The sequence below is a fragment of the Pseudomonas idahonensis genome (assembly GCF_037903935.1).
GTDB lineage: Bacteria > Pseudomonadota > Gammaproteobacteria > Pseudomonadales > Pseudomonadaceae > Aquipseudomonas > Aquipseudomonas danubii.
The window spans coordinates 5,981,622-5,998,278 of the sequence record NZ_CP149586.1; the positions used below are offsets into that span (position 1 = coordinate 5,981,622).

Here is a 16,657-nt window from a genome sequence, read left to right on the forward strand (position 1 = left end):
CTCTCTGGACCCGTGCATGCCCTTTTGTCTTTCTCGTCGTTGGCACATGCGCCAACTGATCGCTGCCTCCAGCCTTGTTCTACTCGTCGCCTGCGCGGAGAAACCCACTGCCGCCGACGCCCAGCCGCTACCCAACCTCCAGACAGCCCCCCTTGCCGCACCTGCCACCGTCGCACCACTGGCCGTCGACAATCTGGACATCCAGCCCACTCAGACCTTCGATGAATGGATGAACGCGTTCCGCGCCGAAGCCTTGGGCGCCGGGATTCGCGCCGATGTATTCGACCGCGCCTTCGCCGGGGTCACCCCGGATATGAGCGTGATCAAGGCCGATCGCAGCCAACCGGAGTTCACCCGCCCCGTCTGGGAATACCTGGATGGCGCGCTGTCCCCGGTACGGGTACGCAAGGGCAAGGCACTGCTGGTCCAGTACAGCGACATCCTGCAACGGATCGAACAGCGCTATGGCGTTGATCGCCAGACCTTGGTGGCCGTTTGGGGCATGGAGAGCAATTTCGGTGACTTCCAGGGCAACAAGTCGGTGATTCGCTCACTGGCAACCCTGGCATATGAGGGACGGCGCCCGGCCTTTGCCAACAGCCAGCTGATTGCCGCCTTGCAGATCATTCAACACGGCGACATCCAGCCAGAGAAGATGCTGGGTTCCTGGGCCGGGGCCATGGGCCAGACCCAATTCATTCCAACCACCTACAACACCCACGCTGTGGACTTCGACGGCGATGGTCGTCGCGATATCTGGAACAGCCCGGCCGACGCCCTGGCCTCCACCGCCCACTATCTGCAAAGCTCAGGATGGCAAAAGGGTCAGCCCTGGGGTGTTGAAGTCCAGCTCAACAGCGGCTTCGACTATGCCCTGGCCGATGCTTCCACCCGCAAGACCGTGGCCGAGTGGATGCGCCTGGGGATGACAACCGCCAATGGCAAGGCGCTGCCTTACGGATCAGAGCAATTGTCCGCCTCCTTGCTGCTGCCTGCGGGTTATCGGGGGCCGGCGTTCCTGATCCTGGATAACTTCAGAGCGGTGCTCAGGTACAACAACTCATCGTCCTACGCCCTGGCAGTCAACCTGCTGTCCGAACGCTTCGGCGGCGCCGGCCTGATCAGTGGCGACTGGCCCAAGGACGACCTGCCCCTGAGCCGCTCCGAGCGCATCGAATTGCAGACCCTGCTCAACGCCAACCAGTATGACGCCGGCAACCCCGACGGCATCATCGGAGCCAACACCCGCAAAGCCATTCGTAGCGCCCAGCAAGCATTGGGTTGGCCCGCAGACGGCTACCCTACTCACAAGTTGCTGGACAGCCTGCGCAACCGCTAAGCCCGGAGCTGGCGAAGGGGTTCCCCCTTCGCCAGGGCCAGTCCTACTTGAACACCACGTCCTGTGCCAGGGTCAACTCCCTCGCCCCTGCGTCCAGCCTGACCAGAGCGCCCATGGGCAAAGTCAGGTTCGGGTCACAATGGCCACTGCGCCATCCTGCCAGCACTGGAATCCGCAGCGGCTCGAAGGTCTGCTTGAGCAGGCGGCACAATGCGCTGAAGTCCACGCCGGCCACATCCCCCACCAAGACGCCCCGCAGGTTGTCCAGTTTGCCGGCCAGCCGCAGGTGATTGAGCAAGCGGTCAATACGGTACAACGGCTCGTTGACGTCCTCGATAAACAGGATGACGCCGTCGGTATTGATTTCGTAAGGCGTGCCCAGCGTGCAGGCAATCATCGACAGATTCCCCCCCAACAGCGCACCCAACGCAATGCCCGGCTCCACAGTGGTCAATGGGAAAGCCACGGGATGAGACAGCAGACTACCCGCCTTTACCTGGCCCCGGAGCAGGTTGAAAAAGGACGCCTCGGTTGGCGGTTGCTTGTCACCCAGCAGGTCGGCATTGAGCATCGGTCCGTGAAAACTCACAAACCCGGCATAGCGGTTGATCGCCAGGTGCAGGGCGGTGATATCGCTGTAGCCGACAAAGGGCTTGGGGTTGCGCCGCAGCAACTCAAAGTCGATCTTGTCCAGCAAACGCGGGCTGCCATAGCCCCCGCGCAGGCACACAATGGCGTCGACTTGGCTATCGGCAAAGGCGCTGTGCAAGTCATCGAGGCGCACCTCGTCGCTGCCAGCCAGATATCCCTCCTGCTGCCCGACGCCGGGAAAGATCCGCAGCGTATAGCCACGGGAACGCATCCATTGAAAGGCTTTTTCGGTATCCAGCACTGCGGGACCGGCGGGGGCAATAAGGCCGATGACGCCTTCCGCAGCCAGTGCCGGCACCGGCAGGTGAGCATGAAGGGCAGCAGTCGGTTGGATGGGCATGCAGATTCTCCCTGTGTGAATTCACTCAAGCACAGTAGCCATGAATCTCGTTAAACAGAAGAGGAGGACGCGACCGGGTGGGCGAAAAACAACCGAGACTGCAGAGGTGCTCGAAAGAGCCGGGAAACTGCCCGCAAGACCCAAGCCTTGCGGGCAGGCAAATCAGGAAACCAGGCCTTCTCTGGCCAGTTTCGCTTGTTCGTCGGCGTGATACGAGGAACGTACCAGCGGGCCCGAAGCGACATTCTTGAAGCCCATCTTGTAACCTTCCTCGGCGAACCAGGCGAAGGTATCCGGATGCACGAAACGCTGAACCGGCAAGTGGTTGCGGGACGGCTGCAGGTACTGACCAAGGGTCAGCATATCGATGTCGTGCTCACGCATGCGCTTCATGACTTCGATGACTTCGTCGTCGGTTTCGCCCAGGCCCAGCATCAAGCCGGACTTGGTCGGTACATGGGGCACCAGTTGCTTGAACTTCTGCAGCAAGGTCAGCGACCACTGGTAATCCGAGCCCGGACGCGCAGCCTTGTACAGGCGCGGCACGGTTTCCAGGTTGTGGTTGAACACATCCGGTGGCGTGGCAGCGGTGATTTCCAGGGCTACATCCATGCGACCGCGGTAGTCGGGCACCAGGGTTTCCAACTGTACGTTCGGCGACAGCTTGCGGATCTCGCGAATGCAGTCGGCAAAGTGCTGGGCACCGCCGTCACGCAGGTCGTCGCGGTCCACCGAAGTGATCACCACATACTTCAGGCGCAGGTCGGCGATGGCCACTGCCAGGTTCATCGGCTCGTCGACATCCAGAGGTTTTGGACGACCGTGGCCAACGTCACAGAATGGGCAGCGACGGGTGCAGATGTCGCCCATGATCATGAAGGTTGCGGTACCGCCGGAGAAGCATTCGCCCAGGTTCGGGCAGGATGCTTCTTCGCAGACGCTGTGCAACTTGTGCTTGCGCAGCAGTTGCTTGATCCGGTCGACTTCCGGGGATACCGGAATACGTACCCGGATCCAGTCCGGTTTCTTCGGCAGTTCGGTGGTCGGAATGATCTTCACCGGAATGCGCGCAACCTTTTCCGCACCGCGCAATTTGACGCCGGCTTCAACTTTCGGACGTGGCGCCCGCTCGGAGACATCCACCGTCGGGATCAGGGTTTGAACAGCGTCTTGCGCAGTAGTCATATCAGTCGATTCCGCCCGTTAGGGTCGTCTGCTCAGCATAGTCGAGGTGTTTGACGAGCTGCGCACGCAGCCGGGCACTTACCTCGGCAAATTCAATCGGCCCTGCATGGTCGCTCAGCTGGGTCATCGCCAACCCGGCATAACCACAGGGGTTAATCCGTCGAAACGGCTGCAAATCCATGTCCACGTTCAAGGCCAGGCCATGAAAGGAACATCCATGGCGGATACGCAGGCCCAGGGAGGCGATTTTCGCCCCTTCGACGTAGACACCCGGTGCATCGGGCTTGGCCGCCGCCGGCACGCCGTAGCTGGCCAACAACTCCACCAGGCATTGCTCCATGCGACTGACCAGGTCACGCACGCCGAATCCCAGCCTGCGTACATCCAGCAGCAAGTAAGCCACCAACTGGCCGGGACCGTGATAAGTCACCTGTCCGCCGCGATCGGCCTGCACCACCGGTATATCTCCCGGCAGCAGCAGATGCTCGGCCTTGCCCGCCTGGCCCTGGGTAAACACCGGCGGATGCTGCACCAGCCAGATTTCGTCTGGGGCGCTGGTGCCACGTTCATTGGTAAAGCGCTGCATGGCCTGCCAGACCGGCTCGTAAGCCATCAGGCCAAGCTCACGAAAGCCCAGCGTCTGTGGCATCACAGCACCATGTGGACGACACCGGTAGCACGCAGGGCACTATTGATATCACGCAGTTGGTCTTCACCGGTGGCGGTGATGTGCAGTTGTACCGTGGTGTACTTGCCGTTGCTGCTCTGACGCTCGGCGAGGGACTTGATGTCCAGCTTGGCGTACTTGGCGAGGATCTCGATCACGGTGTCCTTGAAGCCGACAACCGTGTCACCGATCACCTTGATCGGGTAGTCATCGACGGGGAATTCAATCTTGTGCGACTTAACGTCAGTGTCTGTCATGGCAGTAACGGCCTCGTAAGCCGGACGACGGACATGGCCCCCGCTCCACTTCGGAGCGAGGGCCATGCAGGTCGACAATATCAGTTGAACAAGCCGTAGAAGAATAGACGGATGCTATCCCACATGCGGCGGAAGATACCACCTTCGTCGACCGCTTCCAGGGCGATCAGGTCAGCGCTGTGCACCACCTTGTCGTCCAGTTTCACTTCGACTTTACCAATCACGTCGCCCTTGGCGATCGGCGCAACCAGTTGCGGGTTCATGGTCATGCTGGCGGCGAGCTTTTTCAACTGGCCTTTAGGCATGGTCATGGTCAGATCTTCAGCCAGACCGGCCTTGACCTGATGAGTGGTGCCCTTCCACACCGGCGCCTGAGCCAGCTCGGTGCCTTTCTGGTAGAAGGTCTGGGTTTCGAAGAAGCGGAAACCGTAGGTCAGCAGCTTCTGGGTTTCGGCGGCGCGGGCCTGCTCGCTGTTGGTGCCGAACACCACGGCGATCAGACGCATGCCATCGCGTACTGCCGAAGACACCATGCAGTAGCCGGCTTCATCGGTGTGGCCGGTTTTCAGACCATCGACGGTCTTGTCGCGCCACAGCAGCAGGTTACGGTTAGGTTGCTTGATGCCGTTCCAGAAGAACTCCTTCTGCGAGTAGATCGCATAGTGGGCAGGGTCTTCATGGATGATCGCGCGAGCCAGCACCGCCATATCGTGGGCCGACGAGTAGTGCTCAGGGTTCGGCAGGCCGGTCGGGTTCATGAAGTGGCTGTTGCTCATGCCCAGATCGGCAGCCGTCTTGTTCATCATGTCGGCAAAAGCGTCTTCACTGCCGGCAATGTGCTCGGAAACCGCAACGCTGGCGTCGTTGCCCGACTGAATGATGATGCCGTGCAGCAAGTCGCTGACGGTGACTTGCGAACCCACCTTGATGAACATCCGCGACCCGCCGGTACGCCAGGCATTCTCGCTGACGGTTACCGGATCGTTCTCGCCGATCTGGCCGCGACGGATTTCCAGGGTCGCGATGTAGGCGGTCATCAGCTTGGTCAGACTGGCCGGTGGCAGGCGCTGGTCACCATTGTTCTCTACCAGCACGTTACCGCTGCTGGCGTCCATGAGCACATAGGATTTGGCGGCCAGTTGCGGTGGCGACGGCATCGCTTCGACCGCCCAGGCGGCGGGCGTGATGATCAGCGGGACAAGCAGGCACAGGCGTTTGGCAAAGGTGGTGATGTTCATCCGTCTCTCGAAGTTGCTAATGGAAACTTGCCCGAGGGCAAAACTATTTCAGACAGCCTTCTAAAGGGCTGTCGCGTGTTCAGTTGTTCACTCACTGACCCTTGCCGGGCTTTTGTTGTTCGACGAGCCAACAACCAGGGTCCGCCCCCCAATACCGCAAGCGGACCTTCAATCTTCTTACTCGGCAGTCACCACACTGGGCTGGCCAAGGTTAGCCAAGCGCACACTGTTCTGCGCTTGCTGAGCCTCACCCGGCGTGCCGAATGGCCCCAGGCGTACCCGATGCAGCGTCTGCTGATTACGTACGATCGAGCTGATGAACACCGGGGCGCTCACCATGCTGCTCAATTTAGACCTCAACAGCTCCGCAGCGTCCGGGTTGGCGAAGGCCCCCACCTGCAGATACTGGCCTGAGGCGGCTGCAGGAGTGTTTTTAACTTGTACGGGAACCACTGCGGCAGCGTGTTGCTGGGGCGGCGGCGTCCATTGCTCGACAGTACCGGCCGAAGCCGTGATCACCGGCGCGCTATTTTGCGCCACTTGCGGCTCATTGAGCATCAACGGCGCCGGACGGCCACGCTGGGCCCACCACTGCTGCGGATCGATGCCTTCGACCTTGACCCGAGCGGTGCCGGTCTCGGCATAACCGAGCTTCTTTGCAGCCGCGTAGGACAGGTCGATGATGCGGTCGGAGTAGAACGGACCACGATCGTTGACCCGCAGGATCACGCTGCGATTGTTGTCCAGGTTGGTGACCTTCACGTAACTGGGCAAGGGCAGGGTCTTGTGTGCGGCACTCATACCGTACAGGTCATAGACCTCGCCATTGGCGGTGTTCTGACCATGGAACTTGGTGCCGTACCAGGACGCCGTACCGGAGGCCACGTAGTTCTTGGACTCCTGGATGGGGAAATAGGTTTTGCCCAGTACCGTATAGGGGTTGGCCTTGTACGGGCCGGTGTGCAGGGTCGGGGTCGCATCGGGAATGCGCGAGACGTCGACGTCCCACCAGGGCGCGCCATCCTTGTGCGCACGGTTGACGTCCAGGCCCGGCATGGCGCGCACGCCACTCGTGGACTTCTGCTGCGGCGAGCGGCTCGTCGAGCAACTGACCAACAACAAGGACAACGCGGCAAAAGCCACCAGCTTCAGGGGTTTGCGGATTGGCATTGCCAGCATTACTTGACGCCCCGTGCTTGGACCAGTTGTTCAGACAACTGATGTACGGCCATGGCATACATCACGCTGCGGTTATAGCGAGTGATCGCGTAAAAGTTCTTCAGGCCCATCCAGTATTCCGGGCCACTGTCACCTTCCAGACGGAAAGCGGTGACCGGCAGATCATCGCGCAGCGCATCATGACTCGACCAGCCCAGGGCCCGCAACTCCCCGACCGTCTTGGTCGGCTCTATCCCTGTGGTCAAGCCTTCGTCCACGCGATCGCCACGCACGTCGGCGCGACTCACCACCGGCTCGCCGGCCACCCAGCCATGACGCTTGAAGTAGCTGGCAACGCTGCCGATGGCATCGTCCGGGTTGGTCCAGATATTGATGTGGCCATCACCGTCGAAGTCCACCGCATAGGCGCGAAAACTGCTCGGCATGAACTGCGGCAGCCCCATGGCTCCCGCGTAGGAGCCCTTGAGGCTCAAGGGATCAAGTTGCTCTTCACGGACCAGCAGCAGGAACTCACGCAGTTCCTTACGGAAGAATTCGGCACGGGGCGGATAATCGAAGCCCAGGGTAGATAACGCATCGATCACCCGGTAATTGCCGGTATTACGCCCAAAAAAGGTCTCAACACCGATAATCGACACTATGACCTGGGCCGGTACGCCATATTCCTGCTCGGCGCGAGCCAGAACCGCCTCATGCTGACGCCAGAAATCCACACCGCGGGCAATGCGCGCGTCGGTGATGAACATCGGCCGGTATTCTTTCCACTGCTTGACCCGCTCGGCCGGCCGGGAAATGGCGTCAAGAATCGATTGCTTGCGCTCGGCCTCGCGGAACACCCCCATCAGCTGTTCCCCGGCAAAACCATAGTCCCGGGTCATTTCGCCAACGAATTCGGCCACTTGCGGCGAACCTTCGTAATCACCGGCGAACGCGGGTTGCGCTGCACCAAGGATGCTTACCAGGCCGACCCACGGCGCATGCCGAGCAGCCCAGCCACGCATTACTTGCATTGAATTCTTCACCTTAATCAAACCTGCGCGATCCACTTGCGATGGGTATGGATCGACATCAAAACCCCAAACGCTGACAGTAGCGTCACCAGCGAAGTTCCTCCGTAGCTAATGAACGGCAACGGAACCCCCACTACCGGCAACAAGCCACTGACCATACCGATGTTGACGAAAACGTAAACAAAAAACGTCATGGTCAGGCTGCCTGCGAGCAACTTGCCGAACAGCGTCTGCGCCTGAGCGGTGATCACCAACCCGCGCCCGATCAACAGCAGGTAGATCAGCAGCAGCGCACAAATGCCCACCAGGCCGAACTCCTCGCCCATGACCGCAATAATGAAGTCGGTGTGGCTCTCCGGCAAAAAGTCCAGGTGCGACTGCGTACCCAACAGCCAACCCTTGCCGAAAACCCCGCCGGAACCGATGGCCGCCTTGGACTGGATAATGTTCCAGCCCGTGCCCAGGGGGTCGCTCTCGGGGTCGAGAAAAGTCAGGATTCGCTGTTTCTGGTAGTCATGCATGATGAAAAACCACATGGCGATGGCCACCGGCACTGCGGCCGCCAGCACACTCAGAATCCAGCGCCAGCGCAGCCCCCCCATGAACAGCACGAAGGCGCCACCGGCCAGGATCAGCAGGGCGGTGCCCAGGTCCGGCTGACGCACGATCAGGATGAACGGAATGCCGATCAGTATCAGGCTGATCCCCACATGCTTGAGATGCGGCGGCAAGGTGCGCTTGGACAAGTACCAGGCGATGGTCGCCGGCATGATGATCTTCATGAACTCCGACGGCTGGAAGCGAATCACCCCGGGAATGTTGATCCAGCGGGTCGCGCCCATGGCGTTGTGACCCATGACGTCCACCACCACCAGCAACACCACGCCGAACACATAGCCCAGAGGCACCCAGCGCGCCATGAAACGTGGCTCGAACTGGGCGATGACAATCATCGACACCAAGCCGATACCGAAGGACGTGGCCTGCTTGGCCAGCAGATCCCAACTCTTGCCACTGGCGGAATACAGCACGAACAGGCTGCCGGCGGCCAGCGTCAGCAGCAACACCAGCAAGGGACCATCGATATGCAGGCGCTGCAACAGCGTCGCACGACGGCGCATCACATCCTCACTGGAGAGGATGCGGTCAAAATTACTCTTCACGGGCCGTAGCCTCCGCGCTGATAGGGCTGGCGAACTCAGGCTTGAGCTGGCCGTCCTGGCCGAGAAGCCAGGCATCCATCACCTGGCGCACCACGGGAGCCGCGACGCCGGAGCCCGACTCGCCGTTCTCGACCATGACCGAAACCACGATCTTGGGGTTTTCCGCCGGGGCGAAGCCGACAAACAGCGCGTGGTCGCGATGGCGCTCCTGAACCTTGGAGCGGTCGTATTTCTCGCCCTGCTTGATCGCCACCACCTGGGCGGTACCACTCTTGCCGGCAATCCGGTACTGCGAACCAACCGCAGCCTTGCGCGCAGTGCCGCGGGCGCCGTGCATCACCTGCTGCATGCCGTGATTGACCCTCATCCAGTCCGACGGGTCGCGCAGGACGATGTCCGGCATCGGGTTGTGATCCACCGGCTTCTCGCCTTCGATGCTCTTGGCCAGGTGTGGTCGGTTCCACTTGCCCTTGCTGGCAACCAGAGCGGTCGCCTGAGCCAGTTGCAACGGCGTCGACTGCATGTAGCCCTGGCCGATCCCGAGAATCAGGGTTTCTCCCGGGAACCAGGCCTGACGCCGGGTGGCACGCTTCCACTCGCGGGTCGGCATCAGCCCGGGGGATTCCTCGAACATGTCCAGGGAGACCTTCTGGCCGATGCCGAACTTGGTCATGTAGGCCGAGAGCCGATCGATCCCCAGCTTGTGGGCCAGGTCATAGAAATAGGTGTCGTTGGACCGCATGATCGCGGTGTCCAGGTCGACATAACCGTCACCGCTTCGGTTCCAGTTGCGGTACTTGTGATCGTAGTTGGGCAGTTGGTAGTAGCCCGGGTCGTAGACGCGGGACGAGGCCGTCACCACCCCGGCATCCAGCCCGGCAATCGCCACCGCCGGCTTGATGGTCGAACCCGGTGGATACAGACCGCGCAGCACCCGGTTGAACAGCGGCCGATCAATGGAATCACGCAATTCGGCATAAGCCTTGAAGCTGATACCGGTGACGAACAGGTTCGGATCGAAACTTGGCTGGCTGACCATCGCCAGAACCTCACCGGTGCTCGGGTCCAGCGCCACCACCGCACCGCGGCGGCCGCCCAGAGCCAGCTCCGCGGCCTCCTGCAACTTGATATCCAGGCTCAGGACAATGTCCTTGCCGGGAATCGGATCGGTGCGCTTGAGCACCCGCAGCACTCGGCCACGGGCGTTGGTTTCAACTTCCTCGTAACCCACCTGGCCATGCAATTCCGGCTCGTAGAAACGTTCGATGCCAGTCTTGCCGATATGGTGGGTGCCGCTGTAGTTCACCGGGTCCAGGGACTTCAGCTCTTTCTCGTTGATCCGTCCCATATAGCCCACGGAGTGCGCAAAGTGCGCGCCCTGCGGGTAGTGCCGGACCAGTTGCGCAACCACTTCCACCCCGGGCAGACGGAACTGGTTCACCGCAATGCGGGCTATCTGCTCTTCCGTCAACTCGAACAGGATCGGCACCGGTTCGAAAGGGCGCCGCCCCTGTTTCATGCGCTTTTCGAACAGCACCCGGTCTTCCGGGGTCAGTTCCAGCACCTCGACAATCACATCGAGGACCTGCTGCCAGTTGCCGGAACGTTCGCGGGTCATGCTCAGGCTGAAACTGGGCCGGTTATCAGCAACTACCACGCCATTGCGGTCGAAAATCAGTCCGCGAGTCGGAGGAATCGGCTGCACATGCACCCGATTGTTCTCCGACAGTGTGGAGTGATAGTCGTACTGAATCACCTGCAGGTAATACAGCCGGGCAATCAGCACGCCAATCAGGCAGACCACCATAATGGCGCCGAACACGACCCGGCTACGCACCAGACGGGCGTCTTTTTCGTGGTCCTTGATGCGGATCGGCTGGGACATTAGGGGCGCGGGCTACTTGTGGTAAGGGTGCCCGGACAACACGGTCCAGGCGCGATACAGCTGTTCACCGATGAGAATCCGCACCAGCGGGTGCGGCAAGGTCAGCGGTGACAGCGACCAGCGCTGATCCGCTCGCGCACAGACTTCCGGCGCCAGCCCTTCCGGGCCGCCGACCATGAAATTCACGGTGCGCGAATCGAGACGCCAACGATCCAGTTCCACCGCCAACTGCTCGGTGCTCCAGGGTTTGCCGTGCACCTCGAGGGTGACGATGCGCTCGTTATGCCCGACCTTGGCCAGCATGGCTTCGCCTTCCTGACGGATAAAGCGAGCCACGTCGGCGTTCTTGCCCCGGGTATTGAGCGGAATTTCCACCAGTTCCAGCGCCAGCTCGGAGGGCAGACGCTTGGCATACTCGTGCCAACCCTCTTCCACCCACTTGGGCATGCGTGAACCAACAGCGATCAGACGCAGGCGCACAACTGTCCCTTATTGCTGGTCTTTGTTGAGCTTGGTGAAGTGCTCGTGGCCATGCTCCGGGCTGTGGTGCTTGCCATCGGCCGCGCGGCTCTGCTCGGCGCCCTGCCACAGACGCTCAAGGTCATAGAACTGACGAGCCGAGGCAGTCATCATGTGCACGATCACATCGTCCAGGTCCAGCAGCACCCAGTCGCTGTCGCCCTTGCCTTCTTCACCCAGCGGACGCACGCCCTGGGCCTTGACCATTTCGCGGACCTTTTCCAGCATCGCGCCGATCTGGCGATTGGAGGTACCAGTGGCGATGATCATGTAGTCAGTGATGCTTTGCTTGTCGCGAACATCGATCACCAGGACATCCTGGGCCTTGACGTCTTCCAGCGCGGCAACAGCCACCTTGACCAGATCTTCGCCTTTCATTACTTGGTTAGTCATATAAAACTCGTTCAGCTCGTATGTTTGGAGCGCCGCTCAGCACAGGCCGGCAGCGTTCCTTCAGTTCGGCGCACGGTAAAGTCCGTGAGCATCGATATAGGCCAGGACCGCGTCAGGCACCAGGAAACGTACCGACTTACCGCTGGCCAGCAGTTGACGGATCTGGGTGGCGGACACCGCAAGCGGCGTCTGCCAGACGAATGCAATGTGTCCCCCCGGCCCTTGCAGGGCCAGTGGGTCGCTCACCGAGCGCGCCGCCAACAGGTTGCGCAAGGCATCCGGTGGCTCGCTGTCGGCATCCGGGCGTTGCAGCACCAGGATGTGGCAATGCTGGAGTAATTCTTCCCAACGATGCCAGGTGGGCAGGCCGCAAAACGCGTCCCAGCCCAGTAACAGAAACAACTGGTCATCCGCGGCCAACTCGGCCCGCATCTGCTCCAGGGTGTCGATGGTGTAGGACGGCTTGTCCCGTTTCAGCTCACGGTCGTCCACCACCAGGGGTGAAACGCCCGCCACCGCATATTCGACCATCGCCAGACGATCGAGCGCCGACACCTGCGGTGTATCCCGATGCGGCGGCCTGGCACTGGGTGTCAGGCGCAGCTCATCGAGTTGCATGGATTCAGCCACCTCCAGCGCACCACGCAAGTGGCCGATATGCACTGGATCGAAGGTGCCGCCCAGCAGACCGATACGTTTGCCCATCAAGTGCGCACGTGACCGTCGCCGAAAACCACATACTTCTCGCTGGTCAAGCCTTCCAGGCCCACCGGGCCACGGGCGTGCAGCTTGTCGGTGGAAATGCCGATCTCAGCGCCCAGGCCATATTCGAAACCGTCGGCAAAGCGCGTAGAGGCATTGACCATGACCGAACTGGAGTCCACTTCATTGAGGAAGCGCCGAGCGTCACTGAAGTTCTCGGTGACGATGGAGTCAGTATGGTGCGAGCCGTAGGTGTTGATGTGCTCGATGGCCTGTTCCAGGTTGTCCAGCACCCGGATCGAGAGGATCGGCGCGGTGTACTCGGTGCGCCAGTCTTCTTCGGTCGCTTGCAGCACATCGGCGCCAAGAATTCCTCGGGTTTGCTCGCAGCCACGCAACTCGACGCCCTTGTCGCGATAGATCGCAGCCAATGGCGGCAATACGCGCTCGGCAATGGCGGCGTGAACCAGCAGGGTTTCCATGGTGTTGCACGGCGCGTAGCGCTGGGTCTTGGCGTTATCGGCAATACGAATCGCCTTGTCCAGGTCCGCCGCCACATCGATATACACGTGGCAGACGCCATCCAGGTGCTTGATCACCGGCACTTTGGCGTCGCGGCTGACCCGCTCGATCAGGCTCTTGCCGCCACGAGGCACAATTACGTCGACAAATTCGGGCATGGTGATCAGCGCGCCCACCGCGGCGCGATCGGTGGTTTCCACCACTTGCACCACGTGAGGCGGCAAATCGGCAGCCGCCAATCCCTGCTGAATACAGATGGCAATGGCACGGTTGGAATGAATGGCCTCGGAACCACCCCGCAGGATGGTGGCGTTGCCAGACTTCAGACACAGGCTGGCAGCATCGATGGTCACGTTCGGACGGGACTCGTAAATGATGCCGATCACTCCCAGGGGCACGCGCATCTTGCCCACCTGGATGCCCGAAGGCAGGTAGCGCATATCGCGAATTTCACCGATGGGGTCAGGCAGTTTGGCCACCTGACGCAGGCCTTCGATCATTTCATCGATACGCGCCGGAGTCAGCGCCAGACGATCCAGCAGAGCCGGTTCCAGACCATTGGCCCGGCCGTTGGCCAGGTCCTGCTCGTTGGCTGCGGTCAGCTCCGGTCGCGCAGCGTCCAAGGCATCGGCAGCCGCCAACAGCGCACGGTTCTTCTGCGCAGTGGTGGCACGGGCGATCACCCGGGAAGCTTGGCGGGCAGCGCGACCCAAACGGGTCATGTAGTCAAGAACGGACTCAGTCATGGTCTGGTGTGGTCTTGGCAAAGAGGAAAGCGGCTGATTATAGCTGTCGCGCCCGTTCACGGACAGCGGTCACGGGCGGATGGTCGAAATGGAGTGTAAATACCCGCAGTTCAGCCTGAATTAAGCCTGGAGTTGTTACCATTACGTCACTTTTTCCGCCATAACCCTCGTCACCATGTCCATCCTGACCTCTGCGAACCCGCCCAAAGCCTTGCCTGACGGCTTTTTCGACCGTGACGCCGAGCTTTTGGCCCGTGAACTGCTGGGCAAAGTCATTCGCCATAAAGTCGGCGAGCTGTGGTTATCCGCGCGCATTATCGAAACCGAAGCCTATTACTGCGAGGAAAAAGGCAGCCACGCCTCCCTCGGCTACACAGAAAAACGTAAGGCTTTGTTTCTCGATGGCGGCCACATCTATATGTATTACGCACGCGGTGGCGACTCGCTGAACTTCAGCGCTCAGGGCCCCGGCAATGCGGTACTGATCAAGTCCGCCTATCCCTGGGTCGACGCCGTCTCCGGCCCGGCCAGCCTGGCGCAGATGCTGCTGAACAACCCGGACGCCAGCGGCCGGCCGCGCCCCTCGCAAAAGCTCTGCGCCGGCCAGACCCTGCTATGCAAGGCCATGGGCTTGAAAGTCCCAGTCTGGGATGCAAAGCGCTTCGATCACGAAACCCTTTTCGTCGAGGACGTCGGCAGCGCCGTGCCGCACATCATCCAGACCACCCGCCTGGGTATCCCCCACGGTCGTGACGAACACCTGATGTACCGCTTCGTCGATGCCGCCTATGCGCCCTACTGCACACGGAACCCGCTGCGCCGTGGCCAAGTCGAAGGTCGCGACTACCTGATCCTCGACTGATTAGCGCAACCCCGTACCCGCCAGACACTGACAATGGAGTTGAAATTATGGGCCCATGGCTCGACAGCGTGACCGCCTGGCTGACCACCAACCCGCAGTGGCTAGCCGCCGCTGTATTTATTGTGGCCTGCGTGGAGTGCCTGGCCATTGCCGGCCTGATTGTTCCGGGAACGGTGCTGCTGTTCGCGATTGCCGTGCTGGCGGGCAACGGCGCGCTGTCACTGGGAGAAACCCTGCTTCTGGGGTTGTTCGGCGGTTTGCTCGGGGACGTGGTGTCCTACCTGCTGGGGCGTCACTTTCACCAGAGCATCCGGCGCCTGCCAGGACTGCGCCATCATCCGGAATGGATCAACGGCGCCGAAGCCTATTTTCAGCGTTACGGCATCGCCAGTCTGCTGGTAGGACGCTTCATCGGCCCGCTGCGGCCAATGTTGCCAATGGTTGCTGGCATGTTCGACATGCCATTTGTACGATTTTTCGCCGTCAGCCTGCTGGCAGCCGCGGGCTGGTCGGTGGCTTACCTGCTGCCAGGCTGGGCCACGGGTGCGGCGATTCGCCTGCCGCTGCCCGAAGGCTTCTGGCCACAAGCCGGTGTCGTGGCCGGCAGCCTCGCAATACTGATCGGCTTGAGCGTCGCCAGCAGCCTGCGCCGCCATCGTCGGGCTACCCTGCTGATGTCCGGCCTGAGTCTGTTGATCCTGGCAGGGCTGTTCATCGGTTACCCCTATCTCACGCAGTTCGACCAGGGGCTGATCGCCCTGGTGCAGGAACACCGGAACCCGACCCTGGACAAGATCATGGTGATGGTCACCCAGATCGGCGAGTTTCGCGCCATGTTCATCATCAGCGCGGTACTGACCCTGCTACTTCTGGCCCTGCGCCAATGGCGTCACGCCGTATTCGCCGGCGCCACCCTGATGTGCACCGCACTGGCCAACACTGGCAGCAAATGGTTCTTTGCACGGGTGCGTCCCGAGGTCCTGACCGAGCCCCTCACCAGTTTCAGCATGCCCAGCGGGCACTCTTCTGGCTCCTTCGCCCTGTTCCTGACCCTGGCGGTATTGGCAGGCCGTGGCCAGCCACCACGAATGCGCCTGACCTGGCTGCTGCTGGGCTGCCTGCCGGCGGCATCCATTGCCTTGTCCCGGGTCTACTTGGGGGCCCATTGGCCAACCGACATTCTCGCCGGCGCCATGCTCGCGACCTGTGTCTGCGCCGCCAGCCTGACCCTGATTCAATGGCAAGAATCGCTCAAGCCGATGTCGGCCAAGGTCTGGTGGCTGCTACTGCCAGTCATGCTGTTGATGTGCGGGTTCATGGCGACACGGCATCTGCCTCACGCCCTGCTGCGATACGCCTATTAAGCGTGCAAGCGGCAACCCGTAGCTGCCGCTAGAGGTTCAGGACTCAGGCGAAGAGTTCGCCCTGCAGTTCATCCAGCAGTTGCTGGATGGCATCGAGACGCTGCTGCGGATCATCCAGTTGCAGCAGGTCGATCTTGTCCTGCTCGGAAAAGGGCAACAGGTAGGCCAGCTGATTGGCCAGGGACAATTGCCCCTGGGCCTCGCTGCCCATGTCCAGGGCCTCCACCATCGGATGCTCGGCCAGAGCCTTGAGCAGCGCGATCAGGTCTGCGTCCTCATCCTGCAATGGTTGCTCCGCAGCCTCCGCCAGCCACTGGACCTGGGCCACCGTCAGTTGGTCTTTCTGCACTTCGCTCTCCAGCACGCGGAAGCGTCGACCACCCTTGACCCTGATTCCCAGCAGTCCATTGTCCTGCTGGTGAAAGTCGGTAATCAGTGCTTCGCAACCCACCAGGGCATAACCTGGCGCGGCCGTACCGACCTCCTCGCCCTCCAGGATGCACACCACTCCGAAGCCGCAACCCTGCTTCATGCAGCGGCCGATCATGTCCAGGTAACGCGCCTCGAAAATCTGCAGATCGAGGATGCAGTCAGGGAACAGCACGGTATTCAAAGGAAACAGCGCCAGGCTCATA

17 protein-coding genes are annotated in these 16,657 nt (G+C 61.1%); 3 read left to right on the forward strand and 14 right to left on the reverse strand.

Features of this window, described 5'->3' with window-relative positions:
* Positions 1-16: 16 nt before the first annotated feature.
* Positions 17-1,339: a lytic murein transglycosylase gene (locus WIN67_RS27045; protein ID WP_110596246.1), complete on the forward strand. Its 1,323-nt coding sequence runs from the start codon at positions 17-19 to the stop codon at positions 1,337-1,339.
* A gap of 43 nt (positions 1,340-1,382) precedes the next feature.
* Here the strand turns inward: WIN67_RS27045 and WIN67_RS27050 are convergent, their stop codons facing one another.
* The 13 genes from WIN67_RS27050 to WIN67_RS27110 all read right to left on the reverse strand — a co-directional run bounded on the left by WIN67_RS27050 (position 1,383) and on the right by WIN67_RS27110 (position 13,796).
* Entirely contained in the window at positions 1,383-2,330 is a 948-nt protein-coding gene (locus WIN67_RS27050) for a S66 peptidase family protein (RefSeq protein WP_102882331.1), read from the reverse strand.
* Between the two features lie 162 nt (positions 2,331-2,492).
* A complete protein-coding gene (lipA, locus tag WIN67_RS27055; protein WP_102865352.1) occupies positions 2,493-3,515 on the reverse strand; it encodes a lipoyl synthase in 1,023 nt (340 codons plus the stop codon).
* Between the two features lies 1 nt (position 3,516).
* Entirely contained in the window at positions 3,517-4,164 is a 648-nt protein-coding gene (gene lipB, locus WIN67_RS27060; RefSeq protein ID WP_102865351.1) for a lipoyl(octanoyl) transferase LipB, read from the reverse strand.
* Positions 4,164-4,439 carry a DUF493 domain-containing protein gene (locus WIN67_RS27065; protein WP_011063665.1) on the reverse strand — a complete coding sequence of 92 codons (276 nt, stop codon included), beginning with the start codon at positions 4,437-4,439 and terminating at the stop codon, positions 4,164-4,166. Before WIN67_RS27065 ends, lipB begins: the two co-directional genes overlap by 1 nt.
* Positions 4,440-4,519: 80 nt before the next feature.
* Positions 4,520-5,677, reverse strand: a complete 1,158-nt coding sequence (locus WIN67_RS27070; protein WP_110596247.1) for a D-alanyl-D-alanine carboxypeptidase family protein — start codon at positions 5,675-5,677, stop codon at positions 4,520-4,522.
* A 177-nt stretch (positions 5,678-5,854) separates the two neighbouring features.
* Complete coding sequence (locus WIN67_RS27075) at positions 5,855-6,856, reverse strand: septal ring lytic transglycosylase RlpA family protein (protein WP_110596248.1); 1,002 nt, start codon at positions 6,854-6,856, stop codon at positions 5,855-5,857.
* Entirely contained in the window at positions 6,856-7,878 is a 1,023-nt protein-coding gene (gene mltB, locus WIN67_RS27080) for a lytic murein transglycosylase B (RefSeq protein ID WP_371826211.1), read from the reverse strand. Before mltB ends, WIN67_RS27075 begins: the two co-directional genes overlap by 1 nt.
* A gap of 5 nt (positions 7,879-7,883) precedes the next feature.
* Complete coding sequence (rodA, locus tag WIN67_RS27085) at positions 7,884-8,987, reverse strand: rod shape-determining protein RodA (RefSeq protein WP_102865347.1); 1,104 nt, start codon at positions 8,985-8,987, stop codon at positions 7,884-7,886.
* 31 nt (positions 8,988-9,018) lie between these two features.
* Complete coding sequence (gene mrdA / locus WIN67_RS27090; protein ID WP_102865346.1) at positions 9,019-10,914, reverse strand: penicillin-binding protein 2; 1,896 nt, start codon at positions 10,912-10,914, stop codon at positions 9,019-9,021.
* A gap of 12 nt (positions 10,915-10,926) precedes the next feature.
* On the reverse strand, positions 10,927-11,394 hold the full coding sequence (gene rlmH / locus WIN67_RS27095; RefSeq protein ID WP_011063671.1) for a 23S rRNA (pseudouridine(1915)-N(3))-methyltransferase RlmH: 468 nt from the start codon (positions 11,392-11,394) through the stop codon (positions 10,927-10,929).
* A 9-nt stretch (positions 11,395-11,403) separates the two neighbouring features.
* Positions 11,404-11,826, reverse strand: coding sequence for a ribosome silencing factor (rsfS, locus tag WIN67_RS27100; RefSeq protein WP_015637171.1), 423 nt, complete (start codon positions 11,824-11,826; stop codon positions 11,404-11,406).
* Positions 11,827-11,886: 60 nt separating this feature from the next.
* Positions 11,887-12,531, reverse strand: a complete 645-nt coding sequence (nadD, locus tag WIN67_RS27105; protein ID WP_102865345.1) for a nicotinate-nucleotide adenylyltransferase — start codon at positions 12,529-12,531, stop codon at positions 11,887-11,889.
* A complete protein-coding gene (locus WIN67_RS27110) occupies positions 12,531-13,796 on the reverse strand; it encodes a glutamate-5-semialdehyde dehydrogenase (protein WP_339070283.1) in 1,266 nt (421 codons plus the stop codon). The genes nadD and WIN67_RS27110 overlap by 1 nt, the downstream gene beginning before the upstream one ends.
* A 175-nt stretch (positions 13,797-13,971) precedes the next feature.
* On the opposite strand from WIN67_RS27110, the gene WIN67_RS27115 reads away from it, so the two are divergent.
* Positions 13,972-14,658 (forward strand): DNA-3-methyladenine glycosylase, encoded by a 687-nt coding sequence (locus WIN67_RS27115; protein WP_102882335.1) that lies wholly within the window; start codon positions 13,972-13,974, stop codon positions 14,656-14,658.
* A 47-nt stretch (positions 14,659-14,705) separates the two neighbouring features.
* Complete coding sequence (locus WIN67_RS27120; protein WP_102882336.1) at positions 14,706-16,022, forward strand: bifunctional DedA family/phosphatase PAP2 family protein; 1,317 nt, start codon at positions 14,706-14,708, stop codon at positions 16,020-16,022.
* 43 nt (positions 16,023-16,065) lie between these two features.
* Here the strand turns inward: WIN67_RS27120 and WIN67_RS27125 are convergent, their stop codons facing one another.
* Positions 16,066-16,656 (reverse strand): LON peptidase substrate-binding domain-containing protein, encoded by a 591-nt coding sequence (locus tag WIN67_RS27125; protein ID WP_102865341.1) that lies wholly within the window; start codon positions 16,654-16,656, stop codon positions 16,066-16,068.
* Position 16,657 lies beyond the last annotated feature (1 nt).